Origin of the sequence: Amycolatopsis sp. NPDC005232 (genome assembly GCF_040607795.1) — a bacterium.
Classification (GTDB): Bacteria; Actinomycetota; Actinomycetes; order Mycobacteriales; family Pseudonocardiaceae; genus Amycolatopsis.
On sequence record NZ_JBEXHL010000051.1, the window covers coordinates 19,541 to 36,828 of the forward strand.

At 71.5% G+C, this 17,288-nt stretch carries 20 protein-coding genes and 1 tRNA gene; 12 read left to right on the forward strand and 9 right to left on the reverse strand.

Annotated features, from left to right (window positions below):
• Positions 1-74 precede the first annotated feature (74 nt).
• On the reverse strand, positions 75-2,093 hold the full coding sequence (locus ABZU76_RS47590; RefSeq protein WP_354883854.1) for a cytochrome c oxidase assembly protein: 2,019 nt from the start codon (positions 2,091-2,093) through the stop codon (positions 75-77).
• A 63-nt stretch (positions 2,094-2,156) separates the two neighbouring features.
• On the opposite strand from ABZU76_RS47590, the gene ABZU76_RS47595 reads away from it, so the two are divergent.
• Positions 2,157-2,795, forward strand: coding sequence for a histidine phosphatase family protein (locus tag ABZU76_RS47595; RefSeq protein ID WP_354883856.1), 639 nt, complete (start codon positions 2,157-2,159; stop codon positions 2,793-2,795).
• Here ABZU76_RS47595 and ABZU76_RS47600 read toward each other — a convergent pair.
• Complete coding sequence (locus ABZU76_RS47600) at positions 2,769-3,950, reverse strand: MFS transporter (protein WP_354883859.1); 1,182 nt, start codon at positions 3,948-3,950, stop codon at positions 2,769-2,771. The genes ABZU76_RS47595 and ABZU76_RS47600 overlap by 27 nt on opposite strands.
• Positions 3,951-4,033: 83 nt before the next feature.
• On the opposite strand from ABZU76_RS47600, the gene ABZU76_RS47605 reads away from it, so the two are divergent.
• The 6 genes from ABZU76_RS47605 to ABZU76_RS47630 all read left to right on the forward strand — a co-directional run bounded on the left by ABZU76_RS47605 (position 4,034) and on the right by ABZU76_RS47630 (position 8,934).
• Positions 4,034-5,101 (forward strand): LacI family DNA-binding transcriptional regulator, encoded by a 1,068-nt coding sequence (locus ABZU76_RS47605; protein WP_354883862.1) that lies wholly within the window; start codon positions 4,034-4,036, stop codon positions 5,099-5,101.
• A 439-nt stretch (positions 5,102-5,540) separates the two neighbouring features.
• Complete coding sequence (locus ABZU76_RS47610) at positions 5,541-5,843, forward strand: peptidase inhibitor family I36 protein (RefSeq protein ID WP_354883944.1); 303 nt, start codon at positions 5,541-5,543, stop codon at positions 5,841-5,843.
• A 1,067-nt stretch (positions 5,844-6,910) separates the two neighbouring features.
• Positions 6,911-6,987: transfer RNA gene (locus tag ABZU76_RS47615), tRNA-Arg, on the forward strand.
• Positions 6,988-7,217: 230 nt separating this feature from the next.
• Positions 7,218-7,565 (forward strand): hypothetical protein, encoded by a 348-nt coding sequence (locus tag ABZU76_RS47620; RefSeq protein WP_354883865.1) that lies wholly within the window; start codon positions 7,218-7,220, stop codon positions 7,563-7,565.
• Positions 7,566-7,613: 48 nt separating this feature from the next.
• Positions 7,614-7,970, forward strand: a complete 357-nt coding sequence (locus ABZU76_RS47625) for a hypothetical protein (RefSeq protein WP_354883868.1) — start codon at positions 7,614-7,616, stop codon at positions 7,968-7,970.
• Positions 7,971-8,073: 103 nt separating this feature from the next.
• Positions 8,074-8,934 carry an alpha/beta hydrolase gene (locus ABZU76_RS47630; RefSeq protein WP_354883871.1) on the forward strand — a complete coding sequence of 287 codons (861 nt, stop codon included), beginning with the start codon at positions 8,074-8,076 and terminating at the stop codon, positions 8,932-8,934.
• Positions 8,935-9,010: 76 nt separating this feature from the next.
• Here the strand turns inward: ABZU76_RS47630 and ABZU76_RS47635 are convergent, their stop codons facing one another.
• Positions 9,011-9,589, reverse strand: coding sequence for a TetR/AcrR family transcriptional regulator (locus tag ABZU76_RS47635; RefSeq protein WP_354883874.1), 579 nt, complete (start codon positions 9,587-9,589; stop codon positions 9,011-9,013).
• A gap of 210 nt (positions 9,590-9,799) precedes the next feature.
• Here ABZU76_RS47635 and ABZU76_RS47640 point away from each other — a divergent pair, with 210 nt between their 5' ends.
• Positions 9,800-10,045, forward strand: coding sequence for a hypothetical protein (locus tag ABZU76_RS47640; protein ID WP_354883877.1), 246 nt, complete (start codon positions 9,800-9,802; stop codon positions 10,043-10,045).
• A gap of 10 nt (positions 10,046-10,055) precedes the next feature.
• On the opposite strand, the gene ABZU76_RS47645 is transcribed toward ABZU76_RS47640, so the two are convergent.
• Both ABZU76_RS47645 and ABZU76_RS47650 read right to left on the reverse strand, forming a co-directional pair.
• Positions 10,056-10,670: an MBL fold metallo-hydrolase gene (locus tag ABZU76_RS47645; RefSeq protein ID WP_354883880.1), complete on the reverse strand. Its 615-nt coding sequence runs from the start codon at positions 10,668-10,670 to the stop codon at positions 10,056-10,058.
• A gap of 53 nt (positions 10,671-10,723) precedes the next feature.
• The gene (locus ABZU76_RS47650) at positions 10,724-11,314 is read right to left on the reverse strand and encodes a TetR/AcrR family transcriptional regulator (RefSeq protein WP_354883883.1); all 591 of its coding nucleotides are present in this window, start codon (positions 11,312-11,314) and stop codon (positions 10,724-10,726) included.
• A gap of 140 nt (positions 11,315-11,454) precedes the next feature.
• Between ABZU76_RS47650 and ABZU76_RS47655 the strand changes: the two genes are divergently transcribed.
• The 4 genes from ABZU76_RS47655 to ABZU76_RS47670 all read left to right on the forward strand — a co-directional run bounded on the left by ABZU76_RS47655 (position 11,455) and on the right by ABZU76_RS47670 (position 14,293).
• Positions 11,455-12,639, forward strand: a complete 1,185-nt coding sequence (locus ABZU76_RS47655) for a sialidase family protein (RefSeq protein WP_354883886.1) — start codon at positions 11,455-11,457, stop codon at positions 12,637-12,639.
• Positions 12,640-12,708: 69 nt separating this feature from the next.
• Positions 12,709-13,449, forward strand: coding sequence for an alpha/beta fold hydrolase (locus tag ABZU76_RS47660; RefSeq protein WP_354883889.1), 741 nt, complete (start codon positions 12,709-12,711; stop codon positions 13,447-13,449).
• A gap of 10 nt (positions 13,450-13,459) precedes the next feature.
• Positions 13,460-13,927, forward strand: a complete 468-nt coding sequence (locus ABZU76_RS47665) for a nitroreductase family deazaflavin-dependent oxidoreductase (protein WP_354883892.1) — start codon at positions 13,460-13,462, stop codon at positions 13,925-13,927.
• Between the two features lie 33 nt (positions 13,928-13,960).
• Positions 13,961-14,293: a YciI family protein gene (locus ABZU76_RS47670; protein WP_354883895.1), complete on the forward strand. Its 333-nt coding sequence runs from the start codon at positions 13,961-13,963 to the stop codon at positions 14,291-14,293.
• A 3-nt stretch (positions 14,294-14,296) separates the two neighbouring features.
• Here the strand turns inward: ABZU76_RS47670 and ABZU76_RS47675 are convergent, their stop codons facing one another.
• From ABZU76_RS47675 to ABZU76_RS47690, 4 genes are read right to left on the reverse strand one after another with little or no spacing between them, the layout of a single operon-like run.
• Entirely contained in the window at positions 14,297-15,214 is a 918-nt protein-coding gene (locus ABZU76_RS47675) for a sigma-70 family RNA polymerase sigma factor (RefSeq protein WP_354883898.1), read from the reverse strand.
• Between the two features lies 1 nt (position 15,215).
• Complete coding sequence (locus ABZU76_RS47680; RefSeq protein WP_354883901.1) at positions 15,216-15,605, reverse strand: SgcJ/EcaC family oxidoreductase; 390 nt, start codon at positions 15,603-15,605, stop codon at positions 15,216-15,218.
• A 59-nt stretch (positions 15,606-15,664) separates the two neighbouring features.
• Positions 15,665-16,897 (reverse strand): sigma-70 family RNA polymerase sigma factor, encoded by a 1,233-nt coding sequence (locus ABZU76_RS47685; protein ID WP_354883947.1) that lies wholly within the window; start codon positions 16,895-16,897, stop codon positions 15,665-15,667.
• Positions 16,894-17,277: a YciI family protein gene (locus ABZU76_RS47690; RefSeq protein WP_354883904.1), complete on the reverse strand. Its 384-nt coding sequence runs from the start codon at positions 17,275-17,277 to the stop codon at positions 16,894-16,896. The genes ABZU76_RS47685 and ABZU76_RS47690 overlap by 4 nt, the downstream gene beginning before the upstream one ends.
• Between the last annotated feature and the right edge of the window lie 11 nt (positions 17,278-17,288).

Genomic DNA, 17,288 nt, shown 5'->3' on the forward strand with positions numbered 1-17,288 from the left:
CGCGCCCTGACGGCGGTCACCACCGCGCTACCGAGGGTCATGCGCACATCACGCGGACGACATCATCGGCTCGGTCATTCCGCCCTTTTGCCGTCGGCCAGGTTCTTGAGCATCGCGTTGTAGGCGGCCAGCTCTTCGCCGCCGGTGTTCTCCTCACGGCGGTCCTTGCGCTTGGCCTCGCGCTCGTCGGCGCGCGCCCACTGCACCAGCAAGGCGATCAGCACCAGCAGCACGGGCACCTCGCCCGCGGCCCACGCGATGCCGCCGCCGAGGCGCTGGTCGGTGAGCAGGTCGCCGACCCACGGCAGGCGCAGTGAGGTGTAGAACTCCTGGCCGATCACGGCCTGCATGTTCATCAGGATCACGCCGAAGAACGCGTGGAACGGCATTGCGGCGAACATCATCCCGAGCCGGCCGACCGGCGGGATCTTGCGCGGCGCCGGGTCGACGCCGATCACCGGCCAGTAGAAGACGTAGCCGGCGAGCAGGAAGTGGGCGTTCATCGCCAGGTGCGCCCAGTGGTAGTTCAGCGCGGCGTCGAACAGGCCGGAGAAGTACAGCGCGTAGAACGAGCCGACGAACAGCAGCAGCGCGACGACCGGGTGTGTCAGGAACCGCGACACCGGCGAGTGGACGGCCGCCAGGAGCCACTCACGCGGCCCCGGAGGCGCGCCGGCACCCGCGGTCGGCAGGGCGCGCAACGCGAGCGTCACGGGGCCGCCCAGCACCAGCAGGACGGGCACGACCATCGACAGCAGCATGTGCGTGCCCATGTGCACGCTGAACATCGCCGGCGAGTAGCGGCCGATGCCCGACGACGTGGCGATCAGGAGCACCAGGCAGCCGACGAGCCACGCGACGATCCGGCCGGTGGGCCACGAGTCGCCGCGTTTGCGCAGCCGCCATACGCCGGCGAGGTAGAGCCCGGCCAGGACGATCGCGGCCGTGCCGTAGATGAGGTCGAAGCGCCAGTCGGTGAGCAGGCGCCAGAAGGTGGGCGCGCCGTCGAGGTTGTAGCCGATGAGCAGCTCGGTGGTCGAGGGCTGGGTGACTGCGTCGGCCGGTGGTGGTGTGCGGGCGAGGCCGGACGCGATGCCGAGCGTCACGAACATGATCAGCACCTCGACGGCCGCCAGCCGCAGCAGCTGGCCGCCGCCCTTGCCGTCGACGAGGTCGCGCACGCCGCGCTGGCGCTGCTGATGGCCGAACACGCCGAGCAGCAGCAGCGCGACGACCTTCGCGACCACGAGCAGGCCGTAGTCGGTGGTGAACAGGTCGCCGAGGTTGATGCGCACCAGCGCGTTGATCACGCCGGAGATCGCCATCACGACCCAGCAGACCAAGGCCAGCTTGGAGAACCGCCGAGCCGCAAGTGACAGGTGCGCGCCCCGGCGCCAGCCGAGAGCCAGGAGCGCCACGAGCCCGCCGACCCACAGCGCGGCCGCGATCAGGTGGAACAGCAGGCTGTTGGTGGCCATGTCGTGCGAGCCGCCGCTCGCGGAGTGCCCCGTGACAGCCACCGGGATCAGGCCCGCGACGGCCACGAAGAACAGCACGGCCGTCCAGCCCCACGTGAGCACGAGCCGGCAGCCGAGCGCGAGCAGCACCGCGATCAGCGCCGTCCACAGCCACGCCTTCGGCTGCTCGATCGCGTCAACGAGATCCAGGAGTGTCTGGGGCGAAAGGACTTCCAGGAACGGCTTGCCGGCGCCGTCGGCCGCGGTGAAGGCCACCGAGAGCAGCGACGAGGCGAACCAGACCCAGGCGGCGATGCCGGCCGCGCGCACGGCGGCGTAGCCCTCGGGTCCCAGCGTGCCGGACTTCTGCGGCGGCACCAGGAACGCGGCCAGCAGCAACGCGCCGACGCAGACCACGGACGCGGCTTCGGCGAGCACCCGGACGACCGTGATGCCGTAGCGCGTGACCAGCCCCGGGTCGGGCAGCCCGGTGATCAGGTAGCCGGCGCCACCGGTGAGCGCCACGAGCCCGACCGCCACGACCGCGGCGAGCACCACGCCCACCGAGAGCAGCGGCAGCACGCTGGTCCTGCGCCGCGCGGTCGGTTCGGGTTTCGTCACTGCGTCCGTGCTCACCGTTCGAGACTAGGCCGGTCGCGTTTCCCACGGCACGGGGGTGCGGACGGGCATGATGGTTTCGTGCGGATCATCCTGCTGCGTCACGCCGAGTCCCTCGGGAGCGTCGACCAACTCGCCTACACCCGGATCCCGGACCACGCGATTCCGCTGACGGAGACCGGCCGGGCCGAGGCCGTCGCGACGGGACCGGTCATCAAGGAACTACTGCGGGGCGAGCGTCCGGCCGTGTACGTGAGCCCCTACCTGCGTACGCGCGAGACGCTGCGGCTGCTGAGCATCGACAGCGACTGCGACCGCGTGGTGCAGGAGCCGCGGCTGCGCGAACAGGACTGGGGCAACCTGCAGGATCCACAGGACCAGGAGGTGCAGCGGCAGCGGCGGCACGAGTTCGGGCACTTCTTCTACCGGCTGCCGTTCGGCGAGTCGGGCGCCGACGTGGACGACCGCGTGGCCGGTTTCCTCGCCGAGCTGCTGCACAGTGGCGGAACTCACCCGCGCAGCGTGCTGATCGTCTCCCACGGCCTCACGCTGCGGCTGCTGTGCCGCCGGCTGTTCGGCTGGAGCGTGGACCTGTTCGAGTCGCTGTCGAACCTGCGCACGTGCGAGCACCGTGTGCTGGAGCACGACGGGGACAAGTGGTCGCTCGACCGGCCGTTCGGGCAGTGGCGCGAGTCACCGGACGGGGAGACCCAGGGCTAATTCCTCACGCCGGCGCGCGCGGGCCGCGACGAGGGCGGCCGGCACGATCAGCGCGGCGATGAGGCCGACGACCACGAACGACACGGAGTAGGACGTCGCCTGCGCGATGCCGCCGATCATCGGCGGACCGGCGAGGAAGCCGGAGTAGGCGATGGTGCTGACGAACGCCAGCTCGCGTTCGCCGCCTCCGCCGTCGGCGCGTTTCCCGGCGCTGCCGGCCAGGCTGAGCGCGAGCGGGAACGCCGCGGCGAGGCCGGCGCCGGCCAGCGCGAAGCCGACGTACGCGAAGGCGGCCGGCGTGAACACGGCGGTGCAGACGAGGCCGATCGCCGCGACGCCCGCGCCGACGGCGAGGGAACGCGTGGCACCGAAGCGTTCCTGGCTCCACGCACCGCCGAGCCGCGCGAGCGCCATGGCCAGCGAGAACCCCGAGTAGGCCAGCGCCGCCGCGCCCTGGCCGACGCCGTGGACGGTGACCATCAGCAGGGCCGACCAGTCGGAGCTCGCGCCCTCGGCGATCGCCGAGCACAGCGCGACGACCGCGAGCAGCCACAGCGCGGGCCGGCGGATCGGCGCTTTCCCGCGTTCCGGCGGCGTGGTCTCCTTCGGCGGCCGGTCTCCCGGCACGGCCTTGAGCACGGCGACGAGCACGACCAGTGCCACCACGGCGGCCACGGAGAGGTGCCGCGCGGGCGACCAGCCGTGCCCCGCGGCCAGCCCGGCGAGCAGGGAGCCACCGAGCGCGCCGAAGCTGAACCCGGCGTGCAGCGTCGGCATCACGGCGCGACCGGTGCGGCGCTCGACGGCGACGCCCGCGATGTTCATGGCGACGTCGAGGGACCCCACGCCCGCGCCGAGGACGAACAGGGCACCGGCGAGCAACGGCACGTTCGGCGCGAACCCGACGAGCACGAGCGCGACGGCGGCCACCACGGTGCTGCCCGCGACGGCCGCGCGGGCACCCACGCGTTCGGTGATCCGGCCGGAAACCGGTGCGGCACAGAGCATCCCGACACTCGCGCCGAGCAGCGCCAGCCCGAAGACGCCCGGCACCGCGTGCACGTGGGCGGCGATGGCGGGCGTGCGCGGTGCCCACGAACCGAGGGCCGCCCCGTTCAGCGCGAAGACCGCGAACACCGCCGTCCGGTCGCGCATCGCCGCCTGCCTCTCTGCCGGGAGCCCTTGGCCCAGAATGACTTAAGCGCTTCAGACGGTCAAGGCCGCGCTATGCTCCGCCGATGACGAGCACCCGGCGCCGGCGCCCGACGCTGGACGACGTCGCCGAGGCGGTCGGGGTGTCCCGCGCGACCGTCTCGAACGCCTACAACCGGCCTGACCAGCTGTCCGCGCAGCTGCGGGAGCAGGTGCTGCGCGCGGCCAAGGAGCTCGGCTACCCCGGGCCGAACCCGACCGCGCGCAGCCTCGCCACGAGCCGGACGGGCGCGATCGCGTTCCTGCTCGACGCGTCGCTGTCGGCGGCGTTCTCGGACCCGGCGCTGTCGATCACGCTCGACGCGCTCGCGAAAGCGGTGGAGCCGACCGGCCACGCGCTGCTGCTGTTGCCCGGCGGCGAAGCCCACGGCGGGCCGCCTGCTGAGCGCGTGCTGGCGGCGCAGGCGGACATCGCCGTGGCCTACTCGCTGGCGGACGGCAGTCTGGCACTGGAGGCCGTGCGCGACCGGGGGCTACCGCTGGTGGTGATCGACCAGCCCCTGCTGCCGGAAACCGCCCGCGTCGGCTGCGACGACCGGGGCGGGGCCGCGCTGGCGGCGCGGCACCTGCTGGAGCTGGGGCACCGGCGCTTCGCGATCCTGTCGGCGCCGCGGCAGTCGCCCGACGGCCCGTCCGGCCTGGAGTCGGCGCGGGCGAGCTCGTTCCACGGCACGCGCGAGCGCCTGGCGGGCTACTTGTCGACGCTGTCCGCGGCGGGCGTGACCGACGTCGCCGTGGCCGAGGCGCCGTGGCTGTCGGCGGACACCGCCCGGGCGAGCGCTGCCGAGCTCCTGACCGGTACGCCCCGGCCGACGGCGCTGCTGTGCATGTCCGACCAGCTGGCGCTGGCCGCCGTCGCCGCCGCCCGGCAGCTGGGCCTGCGCGTGCCGGACGACGTCTCGGTGGTCGGCTTCGACGACACCCCGCAGGCCGCCTGGGCGGAGCCGCCGCTGACCACCGTCCGCCAGGACCTCGCCGGCAAGGGGCGCACCGCGGGCGAGCTGATCCTGCACTTGATGTCCGGCGAGAATCCGCCTCCGCCGGTAGTGCTGCCGGTGTCGTTGATCCGCCGAAACAGCACGGCCGCCGTTTAGCAATACCGCTCACCGATCTGTGGACAACTCGCGCCGTTCGAGCGACGGAATACTACTTGTCCACAGACGTAGGAATGCGGGCAGACAAACCGACCCCCACCCGCCATCGTAGGAACCACACATTCCACGGCGGCCCACTCCGGCCGCCACCGAGGGGGGAGTTCCCACGATGTTCCGACGCCTGCTGCCGAAGCTGCCCGTGTTCCCCGGCCACTCCGGCCGGCCCACGACCCCGTCCCGCCTGCCGGGTTTGCCGGCGCGCCTGCCGCGCGTCCTGCTCCTGGCGACGGCCGGTTTGCTGGCGGGGACAGGGATGGCTTCTGCTGCTCCTTCAGGGCAGGCCGCGCACGGTTCCGCCGCTCCGTCGGCTCACGGCACCACCCACGCCTCCCCGGCGGCCGGGCACCTCGCCCCGGCGACTCCCGGCTCGGCTCTCACCATTCCGGCCACGACCGCCACTTCCGACCCGGCTTGCGCCGTCGGCGAACTGTGCCTCTGGACCACCGAAACCTACTCCGGCACCACTCAGCACTACGACCTCCGCACCGCCAATCCCGAAGACTGCATTCCCCTGCCCGAGGGATTCGAAGGGCATTCCTTCGTCAACCGCCTGACCCGCGACGTCACCATCTACCAAAGCGAAGAATGCACGACCGAGGGAGACTTCACCACCTACCCGGGTGGCGGCACTTACGTTCCGCAATCCCCCTTCGTGGTTCGCGCCATCAAAATCTGGAACTGACGCGGCCACCGCACCCCGGGGCGCGCACCTCGCTCACCACCCCGGGGCGCACTCATCCGGCGTGCTCACCCCCCGGCGCACGCACTCTGCTCGCTCACTGCGGGCGCCCTCACCCAACTCGCTCATCCGGGGCGCACCCACCCGCCGTGCCCCGCTCCTCGGCGCTCTCACCAACGAGTTCTCGTCGAGGCGAGCTCACCCAGCTCGCTCTCCTCTGGGGCGCTCTCAACCAGCGGGCGCACCCCGGGGCCCACTCATCCGGCGTGCTCACCGGGCTTGCCCACCTCCGGGCGGCTCACCCGGCTCGCTCATTGCAAGGCGATCCCCACCAGCGACCTCACCCCGAGGCGCCTGCCCCGACCGGCCTTGATCGCCCCGAAGCCGCCACACCCTGCCCACCAACCCTGGCGGCACTCACACCACCGTGCCCCGGGACCTTCCACCACCTCGACCACCTGACCGGGACCGGCTGATCGGTCATCCCGCGGCCCCCACCGCGCCGCCCCACCGATCACCGGCCCCCGGGGCCGTCCCCCGAACGGCCCCACCCCCGTGGGCGCGCCACATTCCCCGTGTCCAGCGCGCCCACGGGGCCTTCCCCCGGTCCCCACCACCGTCCACCGCGTCCGCGAACTCTCTTCACGGTCAACGGGCTACCCATTCATCACCACTGGCCGAAGTCCCGGCCACAACCCCACGAGGAACCCCCCCATGCACCCCGACCCCCGCCCGACGACCTGCCGAAACCACGCCTCTCACCGCCTCGCCGAGACCCCTGCCGCGCACGCCGACAAGACGTCGTGGCGATCCCACCCATTCGAGCGGGATGTCGTGGGCGGGCAACGGCCGCGGGGAAGCCCAGAGCGTCCGATGCACCGCTGGTGAACGCGCCGCCGCCGGGCTGCCGCGGCAACGACCAAGATCACCCGCGCGGGGACCAGGCGGGGGCGCGGCATCCGGCGAATCCGGCGAACGAGACCTGAAACGATTCGACGGTGTCGAACGATCGAGAGGATGGCGACGACTAAGCTGCCGGTGCTGGAGATCGGCAACCGTCGTCGACCCGGGCCCTCGTAGCTCAGCTGGATAGAGCAAGAGCCTTCTAATCTCTAGGTCGCAGGTTCGAGTCCTGCCGGGGGCACCACCAGCGGAAATGCCGCGCGCAGTCAGCGCGCGGCATCCGCCGTGGCCGCGAAATCGGCGCCACGCCACGGGTCGCGTCGGCGCGGGCGAGAGCGCCCACTGTGGACGGCCCGCACCGGCCGTCGATCTTCCACACGACCGGACGCCGGATCGCGCAGCGGCCGAATGGGCCAACAGCTCCGGGCCGAGTTCCACTTGAGACACGCTTGTTATCTGGCGTCGCCACGCGGAATGCGCGACGGAGCGGTCACGCGCAGCCACAACGAACCCATCGAGGACCCCGTGGACCACAACGAATCACGAAACCGGCGGCGCGCCGGGAACCAGGTGGCGCGCGCGTTGTCCGACGAGGCGCGGCGCGCCGGGCTCGTGCGGCGGCACCTGCTCAAGCTGCGTTACCTCGCCGATCACCCGCAGCAGCACGGTGAAAACCCGGCCGCGCCGTTCCCGCTCGGCGGCACACCGCGCAGACGCCGCCGCACACCACCCGCAGTTCAGCTGGTGTTCGACTTCGCCGCGAAGAAGGAACCGAAGAACGACAGGACAACCATCGGACAGTCCACATCGGACGCTGCCTGACGCCCGACCGTAGGCGAACCGTATCTTCGAGTGACGAAGGGAGGGGTCGTGGACGTAGAACAGGTGCGGGAAGCCGCCGTTGAACCGTACGCGGACGGGGTGCCGGCGCTCAGGGTCGTCGACGTCGTCGGACGGCGGTCCGGGGAGTCGCGGCCGGTAGTGCTGAACGTCACGGAGCTGGACGGCCGGCAGTACGTCTGCGCGCCCGACGGCCGCGGCTGGGTGCGCAACCTGCTCGCCGCCGGGTACTGCCGCGTGGAGCGCGACGGGCCCCAAGGGCGGGACACCGTCCGGCGCGTCCGGCCCGTCGGCGACGAAGAAGCGCAGCCGGTGCTCGAGACCCGGGCCGGGAACTTTCCGGAGAGCCGGCTCACGACCGTGCTGCGCCTGGAACCCCTGGACTAGCCCGAGACACCTCGCTTAGGTGATGCACGTCATCTATCGATCATTAATAGATGAGGTACATAATCTAAATCAGCAGATCGACCCAGTCGAAGGAGTCCCGGAGATGTCGCAGACCATCACCCCCAGCCAGCTGACCACCCCGAACCTCACCATCGAGGCCGGCAACGGTGTCACCTACGCCTACCGCCGCTTCGGCAACACCGAGCGCGACGTGCGCCCACTGGTGCTCCTGCAGCACTTCCGCGGCAACCTCGACAACTGGGACCCGCAGCTGGTCGACGCGATCGCGGCCGAGCGCGAGGTGATCCTCTTCGACAACACCGGTGTCGGCGGCAGCTCGGGCGCCACCCCGCGCACCATCACCGCCATGGCGCACGACGCGCTGGCCTTCCTCGACGCGCTCGGGCTCACCGACGTCGACGTGCTCGGCTTCTCGCTCGGCGGGTTCGTCGCGCAGGAACTCACCCTCATCCGGCCCCTGCTGGTGCACCGGCTCGTGCTCGCCGGCACCAGCCACGAAGGCGGCTTCGGCTTCCACACCTGGACCGGCGAGACCGGCAACGCCGCCAAGACCGACGAGCCTGCCGCCGAGCACCTGCTGCACCTGTTCTTCGCGAAGACCCCGACCGGCGTCGCGAAGGGCTGGGAGTTCGTGCAGCGCATCTTCACGCGCACCGAGGACCGCGACGAGGGCGTTTCGCTCGCCGCCCGCGACGCGCAGCTCGACGCGATCACCTCGTGGGGCATCCCGGACCCGAGCCGCCTCGCGCGCCTCGCCGCCATCACGCAGCCGACGCTGGTCGCCAACGGGGACAACGACATCATGGTCCCCACGCCCAACTCGAAGGTCCTGGCGGACCACCTGCCCAACGCCCGCCTCGCGATCTACCCGGGCGCCGGCCACGGCTTCCTGTTCCACTACGCCACCGAGTTCGCCGGCGACGTCAACGCCTTCCTCGGCTGATCCCCCACAACAGACAATGGTCCGGCACCACCGTGCCGGACCATTGTCTTGCGCTCACACAAAATCCACAAAGGACTCACTCGTGGACGGTCTCGACCACCCGCCGGCGCGCGGCTTCCAGGAACTCGTCCGACAGCGGATCCCCCGCCGTCCCCCGGGCCAGGTACAGCGCGCCCACCAACGTCGCCAGCGTCACCATGTGGTCCTCCCGCGTGGCGGACTCACCGTCGAACTCGGCGAGCACGTCGAGGAACGTCCGCACGCCGTCGGCATACGACTTGCGCAGCGGGCTCCCCTGCTCGTCCCGCGCCGCCTCGCCGCCGAGCGCCGTGGCGGGACAGCCTTCGCCAGGCGTATCCCGGGATTCCTGCGACATGTACGAAGCCGCCAGCTCCGCGCGACGCTCGCCCACCGACGCCTCGGGGATCTGCCGCAACTCGGCCGCGAGCTGCTCGAACGCCTCAGCCGCCGCCTCCCCGGCCAGCGCCTCCTTCGACGCGAACTGCCGGTAGAACCCGCCCTGCGTGAGGCCCACTTCGCCCATCAGCTCGGCCACACTGACGCCGCCGACGCCTCGCTCGCGGAACAGCCGCGCGGCTGCTGTGACGACCTCACTGCGGTGCCGATCGGCCTCGGCTCGTGACACGCGTCCCATGCGTCCTCCTCAAGGGAAACCTCTCCCCATGATATATGAGGACCGTCATCTTTTTCGCCGTCGACGACCGTGACGCCCACAACAGCCCGGCCACGGCCCCCATGACACCGCCCCCGTGACACGTTGGGGTGACTCAAGGGGTGGAAACACCGGAATCCGGGCATTTTCCCGAAAGCGGAAACCCCGCATTCGAAGGAAAGGACGGCGAAGATGAAAACTCGAATCGCTTCCTGGGCCACAGCCGGCGCACTAGTGTGCGGCGGCCTGGTGGCCACAGCCCTGCCCGCGGCGGCCGACCAGGTGCCCGGCAACCCGGACCGGTTCTACGCCTACTGTTCCATCGACATGCTCGGTTTCCCCCTGGCCTGCACGGAAACCGACGCCAAGCACGCGTCGCACGAATGCTCCTACGTGCTCTACGGCGTGAACCTCACGATCGCCTGCGAAAGAATCTGACCACGAGCGCTCAAATCTGACCGGCCCACGATTCCACGCGCTCGGTCCCGATGTCGGTGTCATATCCGTGACCCGGGTGCACCACCGTTTCATCGGGCAGCACGAGCAATTTTCGGCGCACCGAATCGTGCAGCGTCGATCGGCTCGACATCACGTCGCCGGTCATGCCCGGGCCGCCGGACAGGAGCGTGTCGCCGCTGAAGAGCAGGCCTTCGTCGGGCAGGTGCAAACACACCGAACCCGCCGTGTGACCCGGGGTGTGCAGCACGACCACGGGTGAGCCGGCGACGGTGAGCACCTGCCCGTCGGCCAGCTCGGCGTCGGGGCGACGGCCGGGGTTGACCGTGGCCCACAGCTTGGCGTCGCCCGGGTGCAGCAGCACGGGCGCACCCGTCGCGTCGGCCAGGGCGAGCGCGGCGTCGGCGTGGTCGTTGTGCGCGTGGGTGCACAGGATGCCCAGCACATCGCGCCCGTCGATCGCGGCGGCGATGGCGGTCGAGTCGAATCCGGCGTCGACCACCAGCACCTCCTCCTCGTCGCCGAGGAGCCAGACGTTCGTGTCGACGGCAAACGACACCCCGTCGAAGCGGTAGTTCCCGGCGGTCACCGTGAGATCGACGTCCACGCCCGGGACGATCGCACGCACCACGAGCCGCGGCGGTCTCAAATAGCGACAGCTCAGCGCGGCCGCAGCCCGTCGACGAGCGTCGCGATGGTCTCGTCCACCAGCTGCGCCGCCGGCCGCGCTCCGCTCATGCCGCTGGTCACCAGGGACGCGAGCCCCTGCAGCGTCGCGAAGATCGCGAACGCCACGTGCTCACCCTCCACCACGTCGCCGCCCGCCTGCGCGCGGGCGATCATCGCCGACGTCGCGGCGAACGTCCGGTCCGCCACCGCCCGCAGGTCACGGGCGTCCTCGCGGTTCTTCGCCGCGAACATCAGGTCCAGCAGCGCCGGCCGCCGCGTCGCGAACCCAACCCACGCACGCGCGAAGGCCAGCAGCGCGGTGGCGAACGGCGCGCCGTCGTCCGCGCGCGCCGCCTCGAGCTCGTGCCCCAGCTGCTCGAAACCCCGCGCCGCGAGCGCGTCGAGCAACGCTCGCTTGTCCGCGAAGTGCTGGCGCGGCGCCCCGTGACTCACTCCCGCGTCGCGCGCCAGCTGCCGCAGCGACAGCTCGTCGGGCCCCGACTCCTCCAGCACCCGCTCGGCGTTCTCGAGCAGGACCGCCCGCAGGTTGCCGTGGTGGTAGCTGGTGCGCGCCTGGATCATGGCCGGAACCCTACGCGAGTGTAGGCAGCGACAACACCTTGACGAACCTCGCACCGCTCCCTAGGTTGTCCGGACATAGGACGTCGGACATCCCACGTCCTGTGTCTCTCCCCCCATCCCCACTGACGAGGAGGCGGAACGTGTCACCGATCCGCAGGTTCGGGACGACTCTTCTCGCGGCAGCCGCACTCGGGCTGTCGTTCACCCCCGCGGCCACGGCCGCACCCACGCACCACGGCTGCACGTCGTCGGTGCCCTTCACCTCCGGCTCCGAGGGCTACGACACCTTCCGCATCCCCGCGGTGGTGCGCGCCGCCGACGGGTCGCTGGTGGCGTTCGCCGAAGGCCGGCGCGATTCGGCCGGCGACTCCGGCGCCATCCAGACCGTGTCGAAAACCTCGCGCGACGGCGGCTGCACCTGGGGCCCGCTGACCGTCGTGGACACCAACGGCGACAACACCGCCGGCAACCCCACACCGGTCGTGGCGCGCGACGGCGAGCTTGTGCTGCTGACCGTCCACAACGGACCGGTCAGCGAAGCGCAGATCATGTCCGGCACCGCGTCCGCGCAGGACACCCGCCGCGTGTTCGTGTCCAGCAGCCGCGACAACGGCCGCACCTGGACGCCGGCCCGCGACATCACCTCCGAAACCAAACTGCCCACCTGGCGCTGGTACGCCACCGGTCCGGGGCACGCCACTTTGCTGCGCCACGGCCCGCACGCCGGGCGGATCGTGGTGCCCGCCAACCACTCCAGCGCTCCCCCCGCCGGTTCCACCGACATCGGCACGGAGGCGAAGTACTACGGCGGCCACGACCTCTACAGCGACGACAACGGCCGCACCTGGCACATCGGCTTCACCGACGACCGCACCGACGGCGTGATCGCCGCCAACGAGACGTCGATGACCGAGCTACCCACGGGCGCGCTGTACTTCACCAGCCGCAACCAGGGCTCCGCCGCCGACCACCGCGTCGACGGCTACAGCTTCGACGGCGGGAAGACGCTCGTGCGGCCGTACCAGGTGCAGCCGGGGATCTCCGGCACGAAGGTGGAAGGCAGCGTGCTGCAGACCACGATCCCCTGGCTGCTGCTGTACTCCGGCCCGGCCGACCCGGCCACCCGCGCGGTGATGCAGCTGCGGCTCAGCTCCGACGGCGGGCGCACGTGGCGCGCGGGCCGCACGCTGACGAGCAATCCGGCGGGCTACTCCGACCTCGTGCAAGCCGACCCGGCGACCGTCGGCCTGCTCTACGAGACGGGCACCGCCGGCCCGTACGAAAGCGTGGTGCTCCAGCGCATCCCGCTCACCGACGTGCGCTGACCCACACCTCGGTCCTGCCGCGCCTGGGGGTGCGGCAGGATCGGGGGCCGGGGTGGAAGGGGCACGGCGATGACCGAAGACCGGTGGATCCGGCGCTACCACCCGGCGGACGACGCACCGGCGCGGCTGGTGTTCCTCCCGCACGCGGGCGGATCGGCGTCGTTCTTCCACCCGTTCTCGAAGGCACTCTCGCCCGACGTCGACGTGCTCGCCGTGCAGTACCCCGGCCGCCAGGACCGGTTCGGCGAACCGCCGCTCACGCGGATCCCGGACCTCGCCGACGCGATCACGCAGGCGTTGCTGCCGTGGCTCGACGTGCCCGTGGTGCTCTTCGGCCACAGCATGGGCGCCACCCTCGCGTACGAAGTCGGCCTCCGGCTGGAAGCACGCGGGTCTAGGCCGCACGCCGTCGTCGTCTCCGCTCGCCGCGCCCCGTCCTGCCCGGGCGACGACACCCGACACCTGCTCGACGACAACGCCCTGCTCGCCGAAGTCGCGAACCTCAGCGGCACCGACCCGCGCGTGCTCGCCGACGAAGAGCTGCGCGACCTGGTCCTCCCCGCGCTGCGCGCCGACTACACCGCCGTCGAAACCCACACCCACCCCGACGCCCCGCCGCTCGCCGCGCCGATCCACGCGCACGCCGGAACCGACGACCCGCGCGTGACCCCCGAGGACGTTCGCACCTGGGCCGCCCACACCACCGGCGGCTTCGACTTCACGACCCACCCGGGCGGCCACTTCTACCTCACCGAACGGCTTCCGGACGTCGTGGCGGCACTGCGGAAGACCCTCGTGATCACCCAGTAGGGTGCGCGAAATGGGACTGCGAAAGCTCCTCACCGGGTTCGGCAAGACCCCCGCGTTCGCCGCGCTCGGGCGGGCCCTCGTCCCGGCCGACCGCCTGATGTTGCGCGTGACCGGCGGACGCCTGGGTGTCGGCACGCCGCTGGGTCTGCCGGCCCTGCTGCTGACCACGGTCGGGCGCACGAGCGGCGAGCCGCGCCAGGTGCCGCTGCTCTACGTCGAACGCGACGGGGGCTACGTCGTGATCGGCTCCAACTGGGGCGGTGAGAAACAACCCGCGTGGTCGACGAACCTGCTCGCCCAGCCCGACGCAACCGTCAGCATGCGCGGGCGCACCACCGAAGTCCGCGGCCGGCTGCTCGAAGGCGACGAGCGCCAGGAGATGTGGGACGCCGTGGCCCGATACTGGCCCGCCTACGACACGTACGCCGTGCGCGCCGCCCACCGCGAAATCCGGGTGTTCCTCCTCTCACCCCGGTAGCTTGGGCCATTCGGCCGAGCGAAGGAGAGCCGGATGCCGCACTACGCGATCCTGATCTACGAGCGCGAGACGCCCGGCGGCGTCGCGGATCTCCCGCCCGAGCTGCTCGAAGAACACGCCCGCGTCGAGGACCGCATCACCGCTTCCGGCGGCACGCTGATCGCCGGGTACGCCACGCAGCCCTCGGCCATGACGCGATCGCTTCGCGGCGCGTCGGTCACCCCCGGCGCCTTCGCGGTGAGCCCGGAGGGCATGGCCGGCTTTTTCATCGTCGACGCGCGCGACCTCGACCACGCCGTGGAGATCGGCGGTTTCGTCCCGGTGCTCGACGGCGGCGTCGAGGTCCGGCCGCTGCTCGGCGGCTGAGTCTCAGCGCGTGAGCACCGGCGCCAGGCCGAACACCTCGAACACCGCGGGGTCCTGGAACACGACGGTGTGCGCGACGCGGCCATCGGCGATCGAGAACACCTGCAGCGTGTGCAAGCGGAAGTCCGCGCCGTCCCAGCAGTAGGCGGCGAAGGCGGGCTGGCCGTTGGCGTGCGTGCGCTGCAGCTGCCAACGCGTGCCGCGCATCTCGAACACGCGTGCCATGAAACGGGCGTAGTCGTCGCGGCCGCGGTACCAGAGCGGGACGGGCGGCATCTCCAGCACGACCTCGTCGGTCAGCAAGGCCACCAACGCGTCGACGTCGGCCTCCTCGAAAGCCCGGACGTAGTGGTCGATCACCTCTTCGCCGGATTCGGTGAGCTCGTCGGCAAACACCCCGGCGACGCCGGTTCGCGCGCGTTGCAGCGCGCTGTTCACCGAGGCGGTGGTGGTGCCGAGCAAGTCGGCGACCTCGGAGGCGCTGAAATCGAGCACGTCGCGCAGCACGAGCACGGCGCGTTGACGCGGGGGCAGCAGCTGCATCGCCGCGACGAACGCGAGCCGCACGCCCGAGCGCGCGGCGGTGACGGCGGCCGGGTCGTCGGGCAGCGGCTGCAGCCACGGCACGTCGAACGCCGGCACGAGCGGCTGCAGCGGATCTTCGCTCGGGCCGCCGAGCCCCGTCGGCAACGGACGGCGGGCGCGGCCTTCGAGCGCGGTGAGGCACGCGTTGGTCGCGATGCGGTAGAGCCAGGTCCGGATCGAGGCGCGCGTGCTGTCGTAGCGTTCCCACCCGCGCCAGGCGCGCAGCATCGTCTCCTGCACGAGGTCCTCGGCCTCGTGCACCGAGCCGAGCAGGCGGTAGCAGTGCACCACCAGCTCGGCCCGGTGCGGACCGGTGCTCGCCGCGAAGTCGGGCACGTCAGTGCGCCGGGGCGTTGCTGTAGGCGGCGACCGACCACGAGCCGGCGGCGCGGGTCAGGACCCAGGTGGCGATGCGCTCGCGTTCGGCCGGCAAGGAGTCCTCGCCGTTGAACAGGATCCCGGCGCGGCTGACGACGATCGCGGTGTCGCCGTCGACGCGAACGTCCTGCGGCTCGTCGACGCCGCGAGAACCCTTGAGCGGGCCGGCGAACGCGGCGCCCATGTACTCGCGCACTGCGGCGCGGCCCTGGTGGAAGACGCCGGGCATCACCACGGTCGCGTTCTCGGTGTACAGCGCGGCAAACGCCTCGGCGTCGTTGTCGGCCCACGCGGCGTAGAGGCTGGTCAACAGGTCACGGATTTCGGCGGGGGTGGCGGTGGTGGTCATCGTGGTGGTCCCTTCCCTGAAGTGGTTTCGCAGGGACATACCGGCGGGCCGCCCGGAACTCATCGCCGCGCCGGCAGAAACTTCTCGGCTCGCGATTGCAGGTAGCGGCGCTCGGGCAGGCTCGACGTCCGTTTGGCCGCCCGGAGGTAGTGCGCGTGGGCCGCGTCGGTGTCGCCGGCGAGCTCCAGCAGGTGGGCCCGCACGGCGTCGAGGCGATGGCCCTGTTTGAGCCGGCTGTCGTCCTCGACGGTGGCGAGCAGGGCCAGCGCGGCGGCCGGCCCGTCGACCATCGCGACGGCGATCGCGAGGTTGAGCGTCACGACCGGGCTCGGCGCGAGCTCCGCCAGCACGTCGTAGAGCTCGACGATCTGCGGCCAGTCCGTGGTCTCGGTGCTCGCCGCGCGGTCGTGCAGCGCCGCGATCGCGGCCTGCACCTGGTACGGACCCACGGGTCCTCGCCCGAGTGTGCGGCTCACGAGTTCGACGCCCTCGACGATCAGCGGCACCGTCCACAAGCGACGGTCCTGTTCGGCCAGCGGCAGCAGCGCGCCCTCGTGCGTCCGCGCGGGGCGGCGGGCGTCGGTGAGCAGCATCAGCGCGAGCAGGCCGGCGACCTCACCGTCGTCGGGCAGGAGCGTGCGTACGGCGCGGGTCAGCCGGATCGCTTCCGCCGTCAGCTCCACTCGGTGCAGTTCCTCGCCCGAGGACGCGGTGTAGCCCTCGTTGAAAATCAGGTACAGCACGTGGAGCACGACCTGCAGCCGCGAAGGCCAGTCCTCGGCCGATGGCTCGGCGAACGTCGACCCCGCGGCCGCGATGCTCTCCTTCGCGCGCGTGATCCGCCGCGTCATCGTGGCTTCGGGCACGAGGAACGCGGTCGCGATCTCAGCCGTGGTCAGGCCACCGACCGCGCGCAACGTCAACGCGACCTGCGAGCTCGGCGTCACCGCCGGATGGCAGCAGAGGAACAGCAGCGTCAACGTGTCGTCGTGCTCCGGCGTGCGGTCCTCGCCCGGCCCCGCCACCGCCTGCGTGACCTCCTGGACGGCCACGTTCTCTTCGCGCCGGCGGCGAGCGCTCTCGCTGCGCCAGAGGTCGGTGAGCCGCCGGGTCGCGACGGTGAGCAGCCACGCGCGCGGGTTGTCCGGCACGTCTCCGTCGGCCCACTGCTCGACGGCCGCGAGCAGCGCCTCCTGCACGGCGTCCTCGCAGGCCTCGAACTGGCCGTACCGGCGCACCAACACCCCGAGCACCTGTGGCACGAGCGGCCGGAGCAGTTCGACGTCCATCAGCCGGGCTCGGTCTCGCCCTCGGCTCCGGCGAAGAACGCGACCGGGCGGACCTCGATGCCGAGGCCTTCGATGCCGGCGTCGGGGATCATCGCAGCGACCTCGAGCGCGCGTTCCCGGTTCTCGCACTCAACGAGGTAGAAGCCCGCGAGGAACTCCTTCGACTCGATGAACGGCCCGTCGGTCACGGCCGGGACGCCGCCGCGCACGCGCACCACGGCGCTGTCCGCGGGTGCGCCGAGCGCCTGGGTGTTGATCATCTCCCCCGACGCGCGGATCTTCGCGATGAAGTCCCCGTGCCCGGCCATCACCGAGTCCTTGGTCTCCTCCGAGAGTCCATCCCAGACCTCGGGGTTCATGTGCATCGTCAGCAGAAACTTCACGTCGTCCTCCC